The organism is Microbacterium sp. H37-C3, assembly GCF_027157935.1.
Taxonomy (GTDB): Bacteria; Actinomycetota; Actinomycetes; order Actinomycetales; family Microbacteriaceae; genus Microbacterium; species Microbacterium plantarum.
This window is the reverse complement of record NZ_JAPVLR010000002.1, coordinates 222495-240298: the sequence shown is the minus strand read 5'-3', so window position 1 is coordinate 240298 and position 17804 is coordinate 222495. Positions and strand designations below refer to the sequence as shown.

Genomic DNA, 17804 nt, shown 5'->3' with positions numbered 1-17804 from the left:
ACCGCTGGCACGCGATTCAGCTGCCGGCGACCGCCCAGGCCGCGAGGGCGGCGACGAGAGTGCGATGGCCCGAGGCCTCGAAGGCTTGCGCGTCGTGGCCGAGCACGTCGACCGCGATGCGCCCGCCGCCGTACTCCCGCACCCACGCCGCGGCCTCCTTCGCGCCGTCGCCCTCGTGCCACGCCACGACGGTGCGCTGCCCGAGCCGCTGCAGCGCGCAGTAGCGCTCGTCGTGGGTGTGGAAGGTGGTCGGCACCTCGGCGGGCACGGCATCCGGCTCGACCTGGACCGTCATCTCGCCCGCCTCCGGGTGGAACGACAGCTCGGGCAGCCAGATCGCGCCGAGCGCCGGCGCCCACTCCGGGTAGTCACGCAGCGATGAGACCGCCGAGTGCACGGCCAGGACGCCGATGCCGCGCTCGAGCGCCGCGGCGAATCCGGCCACGGACGACGGCGGCGCACCCCGCGTCAGGCTGGTGCCGCTGCGCCACGGGTCGCCCGCGCAGACCGCGACGAGGTCGTATCCGTCGAGGTTCGCCATGCCCTGGTCGACGTCGTCCGAGACGGCGACATCCCAGTCGCGGTGGCGAAGGATGTCGGCGACCTGCGCCCCGACCTCAGCGAAGGGGTGCCACGGATCGGCGTACCGACCCGATCCGGTCAGGACGAGTGCTCGATGTGCCATGGCGGTGTCCCCCTCGCTTGTGTGCTCCCCACCGTAGGGCGACCACCGGAGACGTCGCAGACGGGTTGAGATTGGACGCCGCCTGTGACAGCGACGTGGTCACGCGGCCGTGAGCTCCCCGGGCCGGAGTCCGAGCATCGCCTCGACGGCGGTCGACATGAGGCGGATGCGCGCATCGGCGTCGCGCCACGAGACGAGAGCGTGGGCGTTGAGCCCGTCGATCATCCCGAGCACCTGAGCCGCGACCGCAGCGGGGTCGTCGACCCGGAACGACCCCGTGCGAACGCCGTCGCGGATGATGCCTTCGAGCAAGGCCGTCCAGGCATCCATCTGCGCGCGCACGCGCTCGGCGAGCGCTTCGTTCCGGCGACCGAGCGCCCACGACTGCACCCACACGAGGGTGACGTCGGAACGGGTGCCGTCGAGGAGCGTGCGCAGCAGCTCGCGGACGAGGGCGACGGCATCGGGACTGCCCGCCCGCAGGTGCTCGAGGTCGCACAGCTCCGCCGCGACGATCGTCTCGAAGGCGGCGGCGACGACGTCGTCCATGCTCGGGGCGTGGTGCGCGACGAGCGCTGGCCCGACGCCGACGGCCGTCGCGACGGCACGGAGGGTCACCGCGCTCAGTCCCTGCTCACGGGCGACGCGCTCGGCGGCGGCGGCGATCTGCGCGCGGCGCTGTTCTCCGCTCAGCCGCGCTCGCCCCGCGGAATCCTTTGACGCCATGCCCGCCAGTCTGTACGCTTCCCAGCAATTGATCAACTGATCAACTAGATCCGGAGGAACGCGATGCCCTGGAGGATGCCGGCCGAGACCGCGCCGCACGAGCGCACCTGGATGGCGTTCCCGCGCGTCGGGTTCACCCTCGGAGACACCGATGCCGACCGGGCCGACGGATACGCCGCCTGGACGGCCGTCGCCCGGGCCGTCGCCGAGTTCGAGCCGGTCTCGATGCTGGTCGACCCGACCGAGACCGCACGGGCGCGCGATCTGCTGGGCAGCGGGATCGAGCAGCACGAGACGCCGGTCGACGAGTTCTGGATGCGCGACCACGGGCCGACCTTCGTGCTCGATGACGAGCGGCCGGGCGTTCTCGGCGCGGTCGACTGGATCTTCAACGGGTGGGGTGCCCCCGACTGGGCGGACTGGCGTCTCTCCGCCGAGCACGCCCGTATCGTCGCGGCTCATGTCGGCGCGGAGCTCGTCAGCTCGCTGCTCGTCAACGAGGGCGGCGGCATCCACGTCGACGGATCGGGCACGGTGCTGCTGACCGAGACCGTCCAGCTCGATCCGCGACGCAATCCCTTCGCCGATCGGGCGCGCATCGAGGCCGAGATGCTGCGCACGATCGGCGCCGACACGGCCATCTGGCTGCCGCGCGGGCTCACGCGCGACTACGACGAGTTCGGCACGAACGGCCACGTCGACATCGTCGCGACCTTCGCCGCGCCCGGACGGGTGCTCCTGCACGCGCAGCCCGACCCCGCGCACCCCGACCACGCCGTGATGCCCGAGATCCGCGCTGCCCTCGAGGCCGCGACGGATGCCGCGGGCCGGCACCTCGAGATCGTCGACCTGCCCGGCCCCGCGCAGCTGCGCGACGCCGAGGGCTTCGTCGACTTCAGCTACGTCAATCACCTCGTCGTCAACGGCGGGGTCATCGCGTGCGGCTTCGGCGACCCCGTGGCCGACGACCGCGCCCGCGGCATCCTCGCCGACGCCTACCCCGGCCGACGCGTCGTGACCGTCGACGCCCGGCCGCTCTTCGCCCGCGGCGGCGGCATCCACTGCATCACGCAGCAGCAGCCCGCCCCCGCTCCTTTCCCGTCCCCTTCCGCCTCCCCCGTCGACTCGCCACATTCTGCGGATGCCCGCCGCGTCGGATCTGCACTTCCTGGCGACTCGACGGTGGGCGCGACGGGGACAGAGCGGTGATCGAGGTCTGCGAGGCCTCCATCGGCGAGCTCAGGGCGGCGCTCGCGAGTGGCGAGGCCACGGCGGTCGGGCTCGTCGAGGCGTACCTCGCGCGCATCGACGCTTACGATGGCCCCGATACCGCCACCGCACTGAACGCGATCGTGGTCCGAAACCCCGATGCCCTCGCCGAAGCCCGCGCGTCGGATGAGCGTCGCGCGCGCGGCGAGAGCCGGGGCCCGCTCGACGGCATCCCCTACACCGCCAAGGACAGCTACCTCGTGCGCGGCCTCACCGCGGCCGCCGGAAGCCCCGCGTTCGCCGACCTCGTCGCGCGACGCGACGCCTTCACGATCGAGCGGCTGCGGGATGCCGGGGCCATCTGCCTCGGGCTGACCAACATGCCCCCGATGGCCAACGGCGGCATGCAGCGCGGTCTCTACGGGCGGGCCGAGAGCCCGTACAACGCCGATTATCTGACCGCCCCGTTCGCATCGGGATCGTCGAACGGCTCGGGGACGGCCACCGCAGCGAGCTTCGCCGCGTTCGGGCTCGGCGAAGAGACGTGGTCGAGCGGGCGCGGCCCGGCCTCGCACAACGCCCTCTGCGCCTACACCCCGTCGCGCGGCGTGATCTCGGTGCGCGGCAACTGGCCACTGGTGCCGACGATGGATGTCGTCGTCCCCCACACCCGCACCATGGCCGATCTGCTCGCCGTGCTCGACGTCGTCGTCGCCGACGATCCCGACAGTCGTGGCGACTTCTGGCGGATGCAGCCCTGGGTCGAGATCCCGGCCGCCTCGGCCGTCCGCCCGCAGAGCTACCGCGACCTCGCGGTCACGGGCCCCGCCGACGCCCGCGCCGTGCTGGCCGGCCGGCGCATCGGCATCCCGCGCATGTATATCGGCGCCGATCCGGATGCCGGCACCGCCGACTCACCCGGCATCGGCGGGCCGACCGGGCAGCGCATCGAGACGCGGCCGGGCGTGATCGCGCTGTGGCGGTCGCTTCGCGCCGAGCTCGAAGCCGCCGGAGCCGAAATCGTCGAGACCGACTTCCCCGTCGTGTCGCGCTACGAGAACGACCGGCCCGGCGCGGGGTCCGTCGCGACGAACGGACGCGTGAGCCCCGAGTACCTGCGCCGCGAGATCGTCGACCTGTCGGCGTGGGCCTGGGACGACTTCCTCCGGGCCAACGGCGACCCCGCCTTCCCCGGTCTCGCAGGCGTCGACGGAGCGCGGATCTTCCCGCAGCCCGACGGAGCCCTGCCCGACCGCTACGACGGCTTCGACGACGACATCGCCGAGTACCCCGGCTGGGTCCGCGCGCACCCGGGCATCGCGCTCACCGACATCCCGCATCTCGAGGCCGGGCTCCGCGGTCTCGAGGAGACCCGGCGCGTCGACCTCGAGGAGTGGATGGATGCCGCGGGCCTCGACGCCGTCGTCTTCCCCGCCGTCGCCGATGTCGCTCCCGCTGACATGGACGTGAATCCCGCTTCGGCCGACATCGGGTGGCGCAACGGCACGTGGATCGCCAACGGCAACCTCGCCATCCGCCACCTCGGCATCCCGACCGTGACGGTTCCGATGGGACTCCTGCCCGACATCGGGATGCCGGTCGGCCTGACGATCGCCGGACGCGCGTACGACGACAGCGCGCTGCTGCGGCTCGGGGCGGCCGTCGAGGCACTCGCTCCTCGCCGGATCGCACCACCGCGCACGCCGCCGCTGACCTGACTTGACCCCGCCTGGGGTCCCCGCCCCTGCCCCGCCCGAACTACCCTCGACGCAAGGAGGACCCATGACCGAGCGCTTCCCCGCCCGCATGCACGACGTCACCGATGAGACGCGCGCGATCGTCGATCTCGTGCTCGAGTACTCGCGCGGCCGGCTCCTCGCCGAAGACACACCGCTCGACAAGCCCCTGCCGCCGTCCGAACTGCGCCGGCTGGCCGGGCGGACGATCGACGCGGACGGCATCGGAGCCCGCAAGGCCATCGGCGTCTTCGAGCACATCCTCGCGCCGTCGTGCATCTCGACCGACGACCCCCGCTACCTCTCCTTCATCCCGAGTGCCCCGTCGAAGGCCGCGGCTGCGTTCGATCTCGTCGTCTCGGCGAGCGCGCTCTACGGCGGGTCGTGGCTCGAGGGCGCCGGCGCGGTGCACGCCGAGAACGAGGTGCTTCGCTGGCTCGCCGACGAGTTCGGGCTGCCCGCGAGCGCCGGTGGTGTCTTTGTGCAGGGCGGCACGCTTGGCAACCTCTCGGCGCTCGTCGCCGCTCGCGAGACCGCTCGCGCGCGCGGCATCCGTCCCGACCGCTGGCGCGTGGTGTGCAGCGCGGAGGCCCATTCGTCGATCGCGTCGGCCGCTCGGGTCATGGATGTCGAGGTCGTGGCGGTGCCCGTCGCGGATGACGGCGTGCTGCGCGGCGACGCGGTGCGGGCTGCGCTGGCGGAGCACGGCGAGAGCGTGTTCGCGGTCGTCGCGACCGCCGGGTCGACCAACTTCGGTATCGTCGACGACATCGCCTCGGTGTCGGCGGTCACGCGCGAGCACGGCGTCTGGCTCCACGTCGACGGGGCGTACGGTCTCGCGGCGATGCTCTCCCCGGTTGCGCGCCACCACTTCGCCGGTGTCGAGAACGCCGACTCGGTCATCGTCGACCCGCACAAGTGGCTGTTCGCGCCGTTCGACGCCTGCGCGCTGCTCTACCGCGACCCCGAGCTCGGACGACAGGCGCACACGCAGCACGCCGAGTACCTCGACACGCTGACCGAGACCTCCGACTGGAGCCCGTCGGACTACGCCGTGCACCTCACGCGCCGGCCGCGCGGTCTTCCCTTGTGGTTCTCGCTCGCGACCTACGGCACCGACGTGTACCGCGACGCCATCACCCGGTCGATCGAGCTCGCCGAGCGCATCGCCGCCGAGATCGAACGCCGCCCGGAGCTGACGCTGGTGCGCCGCCCGCAGCTCGGCGTCGTCGTCTTCGAGCGCGTCGGGTGGGAGCGGTCCGACTATGCGCGCTGGTCCTCGGATCTGCTCGAGCGTCAGCACGCGTTCGTCACCCCGAGCAGTCACGCCGGTCGGACGAACGCCCGCTTCGCGATCCTCAACCCGCGGACGACGTACGACGACCTGACCGGCATCCTCGACACGATGGCCTGAGCGGCACGCGGGCGCTGACGGCCGCTGGGGCCGGCGTCAGCCGATGATGGAGATCCGCTGCTCGTCGCCCGCGGGCGACACCAGCAGGATCTCGCCCGGACGAGCGTCGTCCGACGCTCCCTCGACCGTGAGCACACTCAGCCGGGGCGCGTAGTCCATCGTGCAGACCTGGTCGGCGGCGGGCGTCGCCTCGGTGGCGCGCACCGCGTCGCCGTCGAGGGCGACGGTCTCGAACACGGGCGGGCAGCTCGACGAGCCCCAGGTGAGCAGAACGAGGCCCGCGTCGTCGAACCAGCCGGCGCTCGGCACCATGTCGCCGATCAGCTCGCCCGTGGTGGCCCTGAGCCCGGCGACCCCGTCGAGCTCCGCGTCACCGGTGTATCCGCCGGTCACGACGATGTCGACGTCCTGCGTGGGGTCGACGCCCGCCGGCAGCCCAACATACGACGCTCGCGGCACGTAGTCACGCGTGCAGGCGGTGCCCTCGGGGTCGGTGAGCTCGACGGTGACCGTCTGTCCCGACGCCGTCACCTCGCCGACGTCGGGCTGGCACGACGAGCTGCCGTAGGTCACGAGGCCGACAGCACGGCCGCCGTCGAGCCATGCCGCCTCGATGTCGGCGTCGCGCGACGGCGCCGCGGAGCCGGCATCCGACCCGCTCGACCCCGTGTTCCCGGGTGTGGTCCCGCCGGGAGTCGTCGCGCAGCCGGCGAGCGCGAGCGCCGAGATGAGCAGCAGTGCGGATGCCGCGGTCGTGCGTGTCGTCGTCATGGTCTCATCCTTCCGTCATCCCGTGAGTGTCGCGTCACCGCGCATCGTCTCAGAACGGTTCACTGCAGGGCCGAGGTCAGGCGCGCGAGGTTGTCGAGCACCGTCGACCGGAGGGGCTGCTTCATCCACTCCTCGAGCGTGAGCTCACGCGAGAGCGACCGGTACTGGTCTTCGACCTGGCGCAGCTGGGCGATGAACTCCTCGCCGCGCACGAGCATCGAGATCTCCAGGTTCAGACCGAACGACCGCATGTCCATGTTGCTCGAGCCGATGATGGCGACGTCGTCGTCGATCGTCAGGCTCTTCGTGTGCAGGATGTAGGGCTTCCGGTACATCCAGATCTTCACGCCCGCCCGCAGCAGCGCCTCGTAGTAGCTGCGCTGGGCGTGGTAGACCATCGCCTGATCGCCCTCCTCCGAGACGAACAGCTCGACCTGGAGTCCGCGCTGGCAGGCCGTCTGCACCGCCAGCAGCAGCCCCTCGTCGGGCACGAAGTACGGGCTGACGATGATCACGCGCTTCTGCGCGGCGAACAGGAGCGCGGTGAAGAGCTTGAGGTTGTTCTGGAACTCGAACCCGGGTCCGGACGGGACGATCTGGCAGTCCAGGTCGCCCGGCCCGCTCTCGAGCTCGAACAGGCCCACGTCTTCGGAGGGGGCCGAGCCGGTCTCGCTGTACCAGTCGGAGAGGAAAACCGCGTCGATGCTCGCCACCACGGGACCCTGCACCCGCACCATCAGGTCGACCCAGTGCAGGCCGCGCTTGATGTTCTTCTTCAGGTTGTAGGTCGAGTCGGTCATGTTCTGCGACCCGGTGAACGCCACCCGGCCGTCCACGACGATGAGCTTGCGGTGGTTGCGGAGGTCGGGGCGCTGGTACTTCCCCCGCAACGGCTGCACCGGGAGCATGTGGTGCCAGTCCGCGCCCATCGCCGTGAGGCGCTTCACCGTGGCTCGATAGTTCGGCTTGCCGCGGTTGGCCCAGTAGTCCAGGAGGACGCGCACAGTCACGCCGCGGGCGGCGACCTCCTCGAGCGCCGCGAAGAAGACGTCGGTCGTCTTGTCGGACTGGAGGATGTAGAACTCGACGTGCACATATCGCTCGGCCGCGCGCACCTCTTCCGCCATCCGGCGGATGCTCTCCTCGTAGTCGGAGATGATCTCCGCGCCGTTGTCGCCCGCGAGCGGCATCGCGCCCAGATTGCGGTTGAGCGTGACGACCGAGGTGAACCACGCGGGGGCATCGGGACGCAGGGTGCCGAAGTCGAGTCCCTCGCTGGTCTCGCGGATGTACTGGTTGATCTCCCGCTGCATCCTGCGACGCTTCCGCGGCAGACGCGGGTTGCCGATGAGGAGGAACAGCAGCACACCGACGAACGGGATGAAGTAGATCGCGAGCAGCCAGGCCATGGCCGCCGTGGGCCTCCGGTTGCGCGGGACGACGATCACCGCGGTGATGCGGATGATGAGGTCGGCGATGAACACCAGGACGAGCCACCAACCGGGGAACTCGAACGCGGTGAACTCGATCGTCACGCCGCCCCTCCGATCTCCTCGGAATCAGCGTATCGGGCGCGACCGCTCATCCCACGGGTTCAGGGGGTCGAGCTGTCGGGCGTGGGAGCGGCGAGCCCACGGGCCGCACGCTCCTCCGCCTCGATCTTCGCGTACGCCCGGCGCTCGGTGCGATCCATGCGCAGGATGCCGCGGAGGACGAAGACGAAGAGCACCGAGACCACGAGGGTCGGCAGCAGCGACCAGATGACCGCGCTCACGTATTCGTCCATGCCCCCTATCGTACGGGTCCCCGCTGATGAAAGGCCCAGTCGGGCAGGTGACCGATCTGCGCGAACGACAGCAGGATCTCGGCGAGCCCGTGATCGGGATCGATCTCGAGGGCGCGCTCGGCGTACGACGCGGCGTGCGTGGATCGTCCCAGCGCCCAGGCGAGCCACGCGCACAGCGCAAGCGGTCCGGGCCGCAATCGACGCGGAGCCAGCGCGGCGACCTCGCGTACGACCGCGAGCGCGGCGAGCAGGCGCTCGGGATCGGGCCGGTCGCCGTCGCCCCACATGATCCGGCCGAGCCGCTCGGGATACTCCTCGCCCTCCTCCCACCGCCGCTGCGCATCGAGGGCATCGTCGCCGCGGCCGGCATCGGTCGCCCACTGCACGAGGGCCACATCGCGCAGCGAAGGACGCGAGAGGCACCACACCAGCAGCGCCACGACGAAGGGCTCGAGCTCGGCGGGATCGCCGTCGAGGACCCGTTCGAACAGTCGCGGCGGGTCGTCGAGTTCGCAAGCCGCCTCGAGCGCGGCGGGGTCGACGCCGCTCCCTCCCTCTGCCCCCGCGTCTCGCGTTCGCCGCCGGCCGCCGCCCACCCGTGGGATGCCGCACAGCACCGCGAGGGCCGTCTCGAGCGAGCGGAGCGCACCGCCCACCACGCGGCGCTCTGCGGCGCTGCGCCGCGGCAGCTCGGCGCCCGACGTGTGATCGCGATCGATCGCCGGCCCCGGGCCCGGATCGCCGTGGCGCGCGGCGGCCTGTTCGATCTCGCTGAGCGGCCTCCCGCCCGCCGGGCACGACGCGTCGAGGTGCGATCCCCAGCCGTCCGTCGCGACGGTCAGCAGATCGACGACCCGCACGCCGCAGACGTCGGCCGCCCGGCTGACCGCCGCCAGGACGGCAACCGCCGGCAGCCCGTCAGCCGCGGACTCCGGAGCGTACGCGATCGCCGTCAGGGCATCGGCATCCGGAATGCGACACACCATTCCCACGATGGTCGCGGCGGCGCTGTCGAGGTCACCGAGCGCGCCGGTCGGCAGGTCGACGCGCATCGCCCCGAGGCTCCGTGACCCCGCGAAGGGCACCACAACGAGGCTGCGGCTCGGAGCGAAGCCGAGCAGATGAGGAACGAGAGAGAGGAAGTGCGCGGCATCCGCGGCGCGAACAGTCGTGGTCATGCAGACCAGGCTGGCGCCGGACGAAGCCGTGCGAAGCGCGGGTGGGACGGGATGTTGAAACCCCGACGCCCCCCTGGCCCTCGCAGGAATCGGCGGTTACTTGACCAGCGGGAAGAGGATCGTCTCGCGGATGCCGAGCCCCGTGATCGCCATGAGCAGGCGGTCGATGCCCATGCCCATGCCGCCGGTGGGCGGCATGCCGTGCTCGAGGGCGCGCAGGAACTCCTCGTCGACGCGCATCGCCTCGTCGTCGCCGCGCGCGCCGAGCTTGGCCTGCTCGACGAAACGCTCGCGCTGGATGACGGGGTCGACGAGCTCGGAGTAGCCGGTCGCCAGCTCGAAGCCGCGGACGTAGAGGTCCCACTTCTCCACGACGCCCGCGATCGAGCGGTGCTCGCGGACGAGCGGCGACGTGTCGACCGGGAAGTCCATGACGAAGGTGGGGCGCTCGAGCCCGCCCTTGACGAAGTGCTCCCAGAGCTCTTCGACGAGCTTGCCGTGCGTCGCGACCTTCTCAGGCACGACGACGCCCACCTCGGCGGCGAGGGTCTGAAGCTCCTCGAGCGAGGTGGCGGGCGTGATATCGCGCCCCGCGGCGGCCGAGAGCGAGTCGTACATCGAGATGCGGTCCCAGTCGCCGCCGAGATCGAACTCGGTGCCGTCGGCCCACGTGACGGTCGTCGATCCCGCGACGGCGATCGCCGCGTTCTGGATGAGCTCCTGCGTCAGATCGGCGATGCCGTTGTAGTCGCTGTACGCCTGGTAGGCCTCGAGCATCGCGAACTCGGGGCTGTGGGTCGAGTCGGCGCCCTCGTTGCGGAAGTTCCGGTTGATCTCGAACACGCGGTCGATCCCGCCCACGACGGCGCGTTTGAGGAACAGCTCGGGCGCGATGCGCAGGAACAGCTCGGTGTCAAAGGCGTTCGAGTGCGTGATGAACGGGCGCGCGGCGGCACCACCGTGCTGCACCTGCAGCATCGGGGTCTCGACCTCGAGGAAGCCGTGCTCGTCGAACGTGCGGCGAAGCGAAGCGTTGACCTTGGCGCGGGCCACGACGGTCTCGCGTGCGGTATCGCGCACGATGAGGTCGAGGAAGCGCGAGCGCACGCGGCTCTCCTCGCTCAGCTCGGAGTGGAGGTTCGGCAGCGGCAGCAGCGCCTTCGACGCGATCTGCCAGGCGGACACCATGATCGACAGCTCACCGCGGCGGCTGGAGATGACCTGGCCCGTGACCGAGACGTGGTCGCCCAGGTCGACGAGCTCCTTCCACGCCTGCAGCGACTCGTCGCCGACCTCGGCGAGCGAGACCATGGCCTGGATGCGGCTGCCGTCGCCCGACTGCAGCGACGCGAAGCAGAGCTTGCCGGTGTTGCGGCTGAACACGACGCGCCCCGCGACCGAGGCGGTCACACCGGTCTCGGCACCGGCCTCGAGGTCGGCGTAGCGCTCGCGCAGCGCCGGGATGGTGTCGGAGACGGCCACGGCGACGGGATAGGCGCCGCCCGCGGCATCCTCTCGCTCGCTCAGCAGCCGCTCGCGCTTGGCGAGGCGCACGGCCTTCTGTTCGATGACGTCGTCGGCGTCGTCGACGGGGGGCACGGGCGCGTCGCTCATGGCAGAAGAACTCCTCGGGATTCGACGTGCCAGTCTACCGAGCGTGCCGCGGGCGCTTGACGATACAGCCGTCGGACCGCCGGTGCTGGTGTCGCCTCGGCGGCGTCGCGGCAATACGCCAGCACCGGCGGTCCGACGAGTGTGCACCCACCGGCCACCCGACGACCCCGAATCGGGCCGCTAAGCGACGGCGCCGCGGGCGACGCGCAGGCCGATGTCGTCGTGAGCGCTGTCGGGGCGCGCCCCGCGGCGCGTTCCCGCCCGCACGGATGTCGCGGCATCGGCGAACCCGCCGCCCCGGAACACCCGGTCGCGCGACCCGGCGTCGGGGGCGAAGAGGTCCCAGCACCACTCCGAGACGTTGCCGAGCATGTCGAAGAGGCCGAAGAGGTTCGGATGCCGCCCGCCCACGTTCTGCGGCGACGAGAGGTTGTCGGCGGCGGTCCAGGCGATCTCGGCGAGCGGTCCGTACTGCGCGGCCCGCGAGCCCGCACGGCACGCGTACTCCCACTCGCGCTCGGTCGGCAACCGGTACCCGTCGGAGTCGTCGTACCAACGCACCTCGTCGCCGTCGACCGCGTAGGCGGGGTCGAGCCCCTCCCATTCCGACAGCGCGTTGCAGAACCGCACGGCTCTCAGCCACGACAGCCGCACCGCCGGACGCCGCGGGTGCGCGGCGGTCACCCCGAGCACCTCGCCGAGCTGCTCCTCGGTGACGGGATACACGCCGACCTCGAAGGACTCGACCCGCGGGCCACAGCCCGCGCCCGCGACGGGCAGCTCTCCGGCCGGGATGCGGGCCAGCTCGACGTCGCTCACAGCAGTTCGTCGTCGGGGGTCGCGCCGCGGCCCGCCTCGGTCAGCGCCCGCTCGACGGTCGAGTGCACAAGGGTCGAAAGGAAGCGACCCGGGGTCGGCACTCCGGCGTCCTCGAGCAACGCGGCCGACTGCTGCACGATCGACGCGGCGAACTGCGTCGCGGTCTCGATCGCCTCGCCGTAGGCCGGCCGGTCGGCGTCGGCGACGACGACGGGCTCGCAGCCCAGCTCGACGGCGAGCGCCTGCCCGATCGGCAGGACGGCTGCCGGCGCGGTCACCGCGGCGTAGGCGCCCGTGAGCTGGCGGAGGTCGAGGGTCGACCCGGTGAACGCGATCGCCGGGTGCACGGCGAGCGGGATGGCTCCTCGTGCGGCGGCCGGCGCCAGCACATCGAGCCCGTGCCCGGGGTCGGTGTGCAGCACGAGCTGCCCGACCTGCCAGGCGCCGAGCTCGGCGAGACCGCTGACCAGCGGGCCGAGCTCGTCGTGCGGCACCGCGATCACGACCAGTTCGCTGCGACGCACGACCTCGTCGGCGTCGAGCACCGGCACCCCCGGGATCACCGCGTCGACCCGTTCCCGATCGGATCCCGCCGTGACTCCGGTCAGCGCGTGGCCGGCGCCGGCGAGCGCCGCTCCGATGACGGGTCCGACCCGGCCGGCGCCGATGATGCCGACGCCCAGGCGCGAGCTCGCGGTCATCGGCCCTCCTCCGTCGCGCCGTCGGGGCGGGGCGGCACGTACGGCGGCGGGGGCACGGCGCCGGGCGGAAGCTCAGTCGCGGCGCCGGCCGGCGGCGGCACCGGCACCGGCGTCGCGGGGACGCTCTCTCGGGTCGGCTCCGGGCGCGGGACGGAAAGCACCGGCTCAGCGGCATCCGCCACCTCGGCCCAGCGGTGCGAGCGGTCGGATGCCGCAGCCGAGACGGCCACGTGGGCGACCCGCTCGAACGCTGCGATCACGTCGTCGCGGTCGATGCCCGCGACCGCGGTGAGCACCGGGCCCGACACGGTATGAGCGCGCAGCGTCGCGACGCGCAGCGCGCGCGACACCGGCCCCTGGTGCAGCGCGACGGACTGCAGCCGGGCGAGGGGAAGCACCGCGAGCATGCGCCAGATCAGCCCGCGCCGCAGCATCAGCAGGTCACCCTCGATCGCGAGGCCGTTCCGCCGCCACGACAGCGGTCGCACGATGCGTGCCCGCCGCGGTGTCGTGACGTATCCCCCCGCGGACGAGCCGCCGAGCACGCCGTCTCGCACGATCGCGGCGCGCTCCTCCTCGCTGACCGACGGGAGGATGAGGCCGAGCACCCGCTCGACCTCGGCGAGCGTCCCGACGGGAAGGACCGTGGTGAACTGATCGGTCGTCGTGTCGGACGCGCTGCGGCCGGTCATGCGGTTGATCCGAATCGTCCACCACCCGAACCCGCGCCAGAGGATGGATTGCGTAATCTCCACCGCGTGGATGCGTCCGGGAGGCAGGATCTCCGACACGGTCGTGAGCAGACCGAACGTCACGCGGACGCCGTCACGCGTCGGCGCGATGGAGTAGCGCAGCGACTTCACGATCGTGCGCACCCAATAAGCGCCGAAACCGAGCAGCGCCGGGAAGTAGGCGAAGAGCACCCAGTACACGCCCTGCGACAGGGCGATCGCGAGCGCGGTCGCGCCGGCCAGGATCACGACGGTGCCCCAGCTGGCGAGCTGCGACCCGATGAGCCGCCCGGGTGGAATCCGGACGACCGACTCGGGCTCGGCGGCATCCGCGTCGTCGCCCTCGATGAGGCCGGTGATCCCGCGGGCGACGGTGTCGGCGACGGCGACGCGCGACCCGCCGGCCGCGGCCTCGGCGGCCCGCTGCTCGGCGAGCCGCTGCCCGGAGGCCAGCCGCAGGATGTCGGCGCGGATCGTCTCGGCATTGCCGGTGGAGAGGTACTCGAGCTTGACGTTCGCGTCGGCACCCGCGCCCACGATCTCGAGCTTCGCCGCTCCCAGCAGTCGCGCGACCGCGGGCCGGGTGAGGTTGACGCCCTGCACCCGGTCGAGCGGTGCGCGACGATGCGTGCGCGAGAGGATGCCGCTGCGCACCTCGACGTCGTCGTCGGTGATGCGGAAGGTGTGGAAGCGCCACGACAGGTAGAACGCGCCGATGATGAGCGCGAGCACGCCGACGGTGACGAGCAGGGCGATGAGGAGGAGGTTGTTCGCCAGCACCCACCCGATCGGGTCGCCGGCGGCCTCGAACTCCTCCCAGTCGTCGATGGGCGCGTCGGGGGCGAAGGCGGGCACGAAGATGCTGATGAGCCGGTCGCGCATGTTCGCGACGACGATGCCGAGCACGACGAGCAGCGCCAGCCCGCCGCGCAGCAGCGGCGTGAGCGGATGCAGCCGGTGCCATTCACCGTCGCTCAGGGGTGAGCGGACGAGCTCGGCCGGCGGAGCGGAGACGGTCGCGTCGGCCGGGGGCGGGGTCGGTACGGGGTCGGTCACAGCCCGGTCCGCCGCGATTCAGCCACCGACATCAGGTGGTCGCGCAGCGCCTCGGCAGCCTGCTGCGTGAGGCCCGGGATCACGACGCCCGTCGCTGCCGCGGCCGTGACGAACTTCAGCTGCGCGATGCCGAACCCGCGATCCATCGGCCCGTGCGTGATGTCGACGAGCTGCATCCGGCCGTACGGCACGGCGACCATGCGCTGCCACAAGATTCCGCGGCGGAAGACCAGGTCGTCCTCGCGCAGCTGGTAGCCGATCGAGCGCACCTGGCGGGGCAGGATCGCCATGCCCGCCAGGGTCAGCACGATGAGGATGATGCCGGGGATCAGCAGCCAGGGCAGATTGAAGACCAGAAGCGCCACCAGCAGCGCGGCGACGATGATCGCCAGAATGAACCCGTTGCTGATCAGCTGCACGGTGAGGTATTTGCGCGAGATCTGGTGCCAGACGCCCTGCTCGAGAGCCAGACGCCCGGCTCCGCGCGGCTCGCGGATGCGGTCGTACGTGCCGGCGTCGAGGGTGGCGTCGATCGCGCCGGACTCCGCAGCGTCAGTGGTGGGAGGGAGTGGCGTCGGGCTCGGGTGGTCCGGGCTGGTCGTCATCGTCGTCCTTCCGAATGGTGCAGAGCTGTTCTGCGATCACACCGGCCGCCACGAGCACCACGGCTCCGACGATCGCGGCGACGACCGCTCCCGTCGAGCCTACTGACGGCGGGACCGGCCGTGTGAGAAGGAAGAGCAAGAGGCCGACGCCGATACCGCCCACGAGCGCTCCGACGATGCTCGACGCCTTCGCCAGCATCGCGACGCGCACGGCGCGGAACGGGTCGACCCGCGGAGCCTGACCCCGGGTCGCCCGACGGATTGGCAGCGCGAGGGCGATGACCGAGACCGCCAGCAGCACGAAAAGCACCGGGAGCATGACCGACGGGGTGAAGGTCGCGCGCCCCGCCCCCGTGAGCACCTGATCGATGACGAACCCCGCGGCGATGCCGAGCACCGCCGACACGATGAGGGTCGCGGGCGACGTTCGTCTCACGGCGTGCTCCCGGGCAGCGCTGCCAGCAGCGCGTCGACGCGCCCGCGTCCGGGGAGCACGGCGTCGGGGTCGACCGCGAGCCACGGCCGGAGCACGAAGTCGCGCTCGTGCGCACGCGGATGCGGCAGCACGAGCGTCGGGGTGTTGCAGACGACATCGCCGTGCGCGATGAGGTCGAGATCGAGCGTGCGATCCTGCCACCGGACCTGATCGGCCGCGCGCGGCGCACGGCCGTGACGCTCCTCGATCGCGTGGAGATAGCCGAGCAGAACGCTGGGGGCGAGCCGGGTTTCGACGAGGGCCACGGAGTTGAGGTAGGCGGGGGCCGCGGCATCCGGGCCGTCGAGGGTCAGCGCGACCGTCTCGATCGGATCGGCGGCGCGAACGACCCGCGTCAGCGGCAGCCGGTCGAGGTCGTCGATCGCTTGCGCGACCGTGTCGGCGCGGTCGCCCAGGTTCGCCCCGATCGCGACGACGGCTCGCCGCGCGGGCGCGCTGTCGGCAGCGCGGGGCTCGGGCGATTCCTGGGCGAGGCGGCGGCTCATCGGTTCTCCCGTCGACGGGTGAGGGTCACGCTGACGTCGCCGAACGGCACCGCGATGGGCGCCTGCGGCTTGTGCACGGTTACGGTGGCGGCATCCACGCGGTCGAACGCGAGCGCAGCGCGCGCGATGCGGTCGGCGACCGTCTCGATGAGGTCCGCCGGCTCGCCCGCCAGGATCGCGGCAACCTGCTCGGCCAGTTCTCCGTAGTGGACCGTGTCGGCGACATCGTCGCTCGCCGCGGCGTCGGCCAGCGACAGGTCGAGCTCGATGTCGGCGACGAACTCCTGGCCCTCGCGTCGTTCGTGCTCGTAGACGCCGTGATACCCGACGGCCCGGATGCCGCGCACCGTGATCCGATCGCTCATGAGACCTCCCGCCATCGCCCACGCACGGCCAGCGCGTCGCGGGTCGTCGCGACATCGTGCACGCGCACTCCCCACGCTCCCGCGTCGGCAGCCAGCACGCTCGTGACGGCGGTCGCGAGATCGCGCCGGGCGAGGTCGAACCGGCCGGCGTCGGCGATGTCTGCGCCGGGGGCTTCTGCGTCGCGGGGGTCTCCGATGGCCTCGCGCAGGAAGCCCTTGCGGCTCGTGCCGACGAGCACCCGCTTGCCGAGCCCGACGATGCGTTCGAGGTGGCGCAGCACGGTCCAGTTCTGGTCGCCGCGCTTGCCGAAGCCGATGCCCGGGTCGAGGACGATGCGCGAAGGAGCGATGCCGGCCGCCGTCGCCGCGCTGACGCGATCCTGGAGTTCGGCGACCACTTCTGCGACGACGTCCTCGTAGCGGGCGGTGGCGTACATGTCCGTCGAATGCCCGCGCCAGTGCCCGATGACGACCTCCGCGTCGGATGCCGCGACCGCCGCGAGCATGTCGGGATCGGCCAGGCCACCGGAGACATCGTTGACGATGCGGGCCCCCGCGGCGACGGCGGCCGCGGCGGTGCCGGCGTTCATGGTGTCGACGCTCACGACGATGCCGCGCGCCGCGAGCGCCTCGACCACCGGGACGACCCGCTCGCGCTCGACGTCGGGGTCGACGCGCTCGGCGCCCGGACGGGTCGACTCGCCGCCGACATCGACGATGTGCGCACCGGCGCGACGCAGGGCCTCGGCGTGACCGACGGCGGCACCGAGGACGAGGTACCGCCCACCGTCGCTGAACGAGTCGGGCGTGACGTTGAGGATGCCCATGATGGCCGTCATGCCGTACCGCCCGAGATCAGGGCGATCAGCTCGGCCCGCTCGGCCGGCCCGGTGTAGACGCCGCGCGCGGCGACCGTCACGGTCGAGGCATCCGTCTGGCGTCCGCCGCGCATCGTGACGCACTCGTGAGCAGCATCCAGGACGACCAGCACGCCGCGCGCGTCGAGCGCACCCGCGATCGTGTCGGCGATCTGCTCACCGAGGCGTTCCTGCACCTGCGGGCGCGCCGCCAGGGTGTCGACCACACGGGGCAGCGCGCCGAGCCCGACGACCTGCTCGCCCGGCAGGTAAGCGATGTGAGCGTGGCCCGCGAAGGGCAGGAGGTGGTGCTCGCAGAACGAGCGGAACCGGATCCCGCGCACCATGACCGCGCCCGACGGCAGCGTGTCGGGCGCCGGGCCCCGCGCGACCGAGATCGTGTGCGCGAGGGGTTCGGCGGCGTCCGCGCCCACTCCCGAGAAGAACTCCGCGTACGCGTCGGCGACCCGCTGCGGGGTCTGCTTCAGCCCGGGACGGTCGGGGTCCTCCCCGATCGCCTCGAGCAGGTCGCGCACGAGGGCGGCGACGCGTTCGCGATCGACGGCCACG

19 protein-coding genes are annotated in these 17804 nt (G+C 72.0%); 3 read left to right on the top strand and 16 right to left on the bottom strand.

All coding sequences use genetic code 11. The annotated features are described in order from the left end of the window. Window positions 1–16: 16 nt before the first annotated feature. Both O1W71_RS06165 and O1W71_RS06160 read right to left on the bottom strand, forming a co-directional pair. Entirely contained in the window at window positions 17–685 is a 669-nt protein-coding gene (locus O1W71_RS06165; RefSeq protein ID WP_112616041.1) for a ThuA domain-containing protein, read from the bottom strand. 99 nt (window positions 686–784) lie between these two features. Next, window positions 785–1411, bottom strand: a complete 627-nt coding sequence (locus O1W71_RS06160; RefSeq protein ID WP_269266997.1) for a TetR/AcrR family transcriptional regulator — start codon at window positions 1409–1411, stop codon at window positions 785–787. Between the two features lie 63 nt (window positions 1412–1474). Between O1W71_RS06160 and O1W71_RS06155 the strand changes: the two genes are divergently transcribed. From O1W71_RS06155 to O1W71_RS06145, 3 genes are all read left to right on the top strand, one after another. Next, entirely contained in the window at window positions 1475–2620 is a 1146-nt protein-coding gene (locus O1W71_RS06155; protein ID WP_269266996.1) for an agmatine deiminase family protein, read from the top strand. Beyond that, window positions 2617–4338: an amidase gene (locus tag O1W71_RS06150; RefSeq protein WP_269266995.1), complete on the top strand. Its 1722-nt coding sequence runs from the start codon at window positions 2617–2619 to the stop codon at window positions 4336–4338. Before O1W71_RS06155 ends, O1W71_RS06150 begins: the two co-directional genes overlap by 4 nt. 64 nt (window positions 4339–4402) lie before the next feature. Continuing rightward, window positions 4403–5770: a pyridoxal phosphate-dependent decarboxylase family protein gene (locus O1W71_RS06145; RefSeq protein ID WP_269266994.1), complete on the top strand. Its 1368-nt coding sequence runs from the start codon at window positions 4403–4405 to the stop codon at window positions 5768–5770. Between the two features lie 36 nt (window positions 5771–5806). Here the strand turns inward: O1W71_RS06145 and O1W71_RS06140 are convergent, their stop codons facing one another. The 14 genes from O1W71_RS06140 to folE form a co-directional block, all read right to left on the bottom strand. Then, window positions 5807–6541, bottom strand: coding sequence for a hypothetical protein (locus tag O1W71_RS06140; RefSeq protein ID WP_269266993.1), 735 nt, complete (start codon window positions 6539–6541; stop codon window positions 5807–5809). Window positions 6542–6600: 59 nt separating this feature from the next. Further along, complete coding sequence (cls, locus tag O1W71_RS06135; protein WP_269267521.1) at window positions 6601–8070, bottom strand: cardiolipin synthase; 1470 nt, start codon at window positions 8068–8070, stop codon at window positions 6601–6603. 65 nt (window positions 8071–8135) lie between these two features. Next, a complete protein-coding gene (locus tag O1W71_RS06130) occupies window positions 8136–8327 on the bottom strand; it encodes a hypothetical protein (RefSeq protein ID WP_269266992.1) in 192 nt (63 codons plus the stop codon). A gap of 5 nt (window positions 8328–8332) precedes the next feature. Continuing rightward, the gene (locus tag O1W71_RS06125; protein ID WP_269266991.1) at window positions 8333–9505 is read right to left on the bottom strand and encodes a DUF4192 family protein; all 1173 of its coding nucleotides are present in this window, start codon (window positions 9503–9505) and stop codon (window positions 8333–8335) included. 96 nt (window positions 9506–9601) lie between these two features. After that, window positions 9602–11119, bottom strand: coding sequence for a lysine--tRNA ligase (gene lysS / locus O1W71_RS06120; protein ID WP_269266990.1), 1518 nt, complete (start codon window positions 11117–11119; stop codon window positions 9602–9604). A 180-nt stretch (window positions 11120–11299) separates the two neighbouring features. After that, complete coding sequence (locus O1W71_RS06115; RefSeq protein ID WP_269266989.1) at window positions 11300–11938, bottom strand: formylglycine-generating enzyme family protein; 639 nt, start codon at window positions 11936–11938, stop codon at window positions 11300–11302. After that, entirely contained in the window at window positions 11935–12639 is a 705-nt protein-coding gene (locus tag O1W71_RS06110) for a DUF2520 domain-containing protein (RefSeq protein ID WP_269266988.1), read from the bottom strand. The genes O1W71_RS06115 and O1W71_RS06110 overlap by 4 nt, the downstream gene beginning before the upstream one ends. Next, entirely contained in the window at window positions 12636–14426 is a 1791-nt protein-coding gene (locus O1W71_RS06105) for a PH domain-containing protein (protein ID WP_269266987.1), read from the bottom strand. Before O1W71_RS06105 ends, O1W71_RS06110 begins: the two co-directional genes overlap by 4 nt. Next, window positions 14423–15031, bottom strand: a complete 609-nt coding sequence (locus tag O1W71_RS06100) for a PH domain-containing protein (RefSeq protein WP_269266986.1) — start codon at window positions 15029–15031, stop codon at window positions 14423–14425. The genes O1W71_RS06105 and O1W71_RS06100 overlap by 4 nt, the downstream gene beginning before the upstream one ends. Next, window positions 14979–15467, bottom strand: a complete 489-nt coding sequence (locus O1W71_RS06095) for a DUF3180 domain-containing protein (protein WP_112615975.1) — start codon at window positions 15465–15467, stop codon at window positions 14979–14981. The genes O1W71_RS06100 and O1W71_RS06095 overlap by 53 nt, the downstream gene beginning before the upstream one ends. Continuing rightward, the gene (gene folK, locus O1W71_RS06090) at window positions 15464–16012 is read right to left on the bottom strand and encodes a 2-amino-4-hydroxy-6-hydroxymethyldihydropteridine diphosphokinase (RefSeq protein WP_269266984.1); all 549 of its coding nucleotides are present in this window, start codon (window positions 16010–16012) and stop codon (window positions 15464–15466) included. The genes O1W71_RS06095 and folK overlap by 4 nt, the downstream gene beginning before the upstream one ends. Beyond that, a complete protein-coding gene (gene folB / locus O1W71_RS06085) occupies window positions 16009–16377 on the bottom strand; it encodes a dihydroneopterin aldolase (RefSeq protein ID WP_269266982.1) in 369 nt (122 codons plus the stop codon). Before folB ends, folK begins: the two co-directional genes overlap by 4 nt. Then, window positions 16374–17216 carry a dihydropteroate synthase gene (gene folP, locus O1W71_RS06080; RefSeq protein WP_269266981.1) on the bottom strand — a complete coding sequence of 281 codons (843 nt, stop codon included), beginning with the start codon at window positions 17214–17216 and terminating at the stop codon, window positions 16374–16376. The genes folB and folP overlap by 4 nt, the downstream gene beginning before the upstream one ends. Further along, on the bottom strand, window positions 17213–17803 hold the full coding sequence (folE, locus tag O1W71_RS06075; RefSeq protein ID WP_269266980.1) for a GTP cyclohydrolase I: 591 nt from the start codon (window positions 17801–17803) through the stop codon (window positions 17213–17215). The genes folP and folE overlap by 4 nt, the downstream gene beginning before the upstream one ends. Window position 17804: the final 1 nt, after the last annotated feature.

Bases quoted from the DNA above. Each gene is read 5' to 3' on its own strand.
- O1W71_RS06165 (WP_112616041.1), bottom strand. From the start codon at position 685: ATGGCACATCGAGCACTCGTCCTGACCGGATCGGGTCGGTACGCCGAT.
- O1W71_RS06160 (WP_269266997.1), bottom strand. From the start codon at position 1,411: ATGGCGTCAAAGGATTCCGCGGGGCGAGCGCGGCTGAGCGGAGAACAG.
- O1W71_RS06155 (WP_269266996.1), top strand. From the start codon at position 1,475: ATGCCCTGGAGGATGCCGGCCGAGACCGCGCCGCACGAGCGCACCTGG.
- O1W71_RS06145 (WP_269266994.1), top strand. From the start codon at position 4,403: ATGACCGAGCGCTTCCCCGCCCGCATGCACGACGTCACCGATGAGACG.
- O1W71_RS06140 (WP_269266993.1), bottom strand. From the start codon at position 6,541: ATGACGACGACACGCACGACCGCGGCATCCGCACTGCTGCTCATCTCG.
- O1W71_RS06130 (WP_269266992.1), bottom strand. From the start codon at position 8,327: ATGGACGAATACGTGAGCGCGGTCATCTGGTCGCTGCTGCCGACCCTC.
- O1W71_RS06125 (WP_269266991.1), bottom strand. From the start codon at position 9,505: ATGACCACGACTGTTCGCGCCGCGGATGCCGCGCACTTCCTCTCTCTC.
- lysS (WP_269266990.1), bottom strand. From the start codon at position 11,119: ATGAGCGACGCGCCCGTGCCCCCCGTCGACGACGCCGACGACGTCATC.
- O1W71_RS06110 (WP_269266988.1), bottom strand. From the start codon at position 12,639: ATGACCGCGAGCTCGCGCCTGGGCGTCGGCATCATCGGCGCCGGCCGG.
- O1W71_RS06100 (WP_269266986.1), bottom strand. From the start codon at position 15,031: ATGACGACCAGCCCGGACCACCCGAGCCCGACGCCACTCCCTCCCACC.
- folK (WP_269266984.1), bottom strand. From the start codon at position 16,012: ATGAGCCGCCGCCTCGCCCAGGAATCGCCCGAGCCCCGCGCTGCCGAC.
- folB (WP_269266982.1), bottom strand. From the start codon at position 16,377: ATGAGCGATCGGATCACGGTGCGCGGCATCCGGGCCGTCGGGTATCAC.
- folP (WP_269266981.1), bottom strand. From the start codon at position 17,216: ATGACGGCCATCATGGGCATCCTCAACGTCACGCCCGACTCGTTCAGC.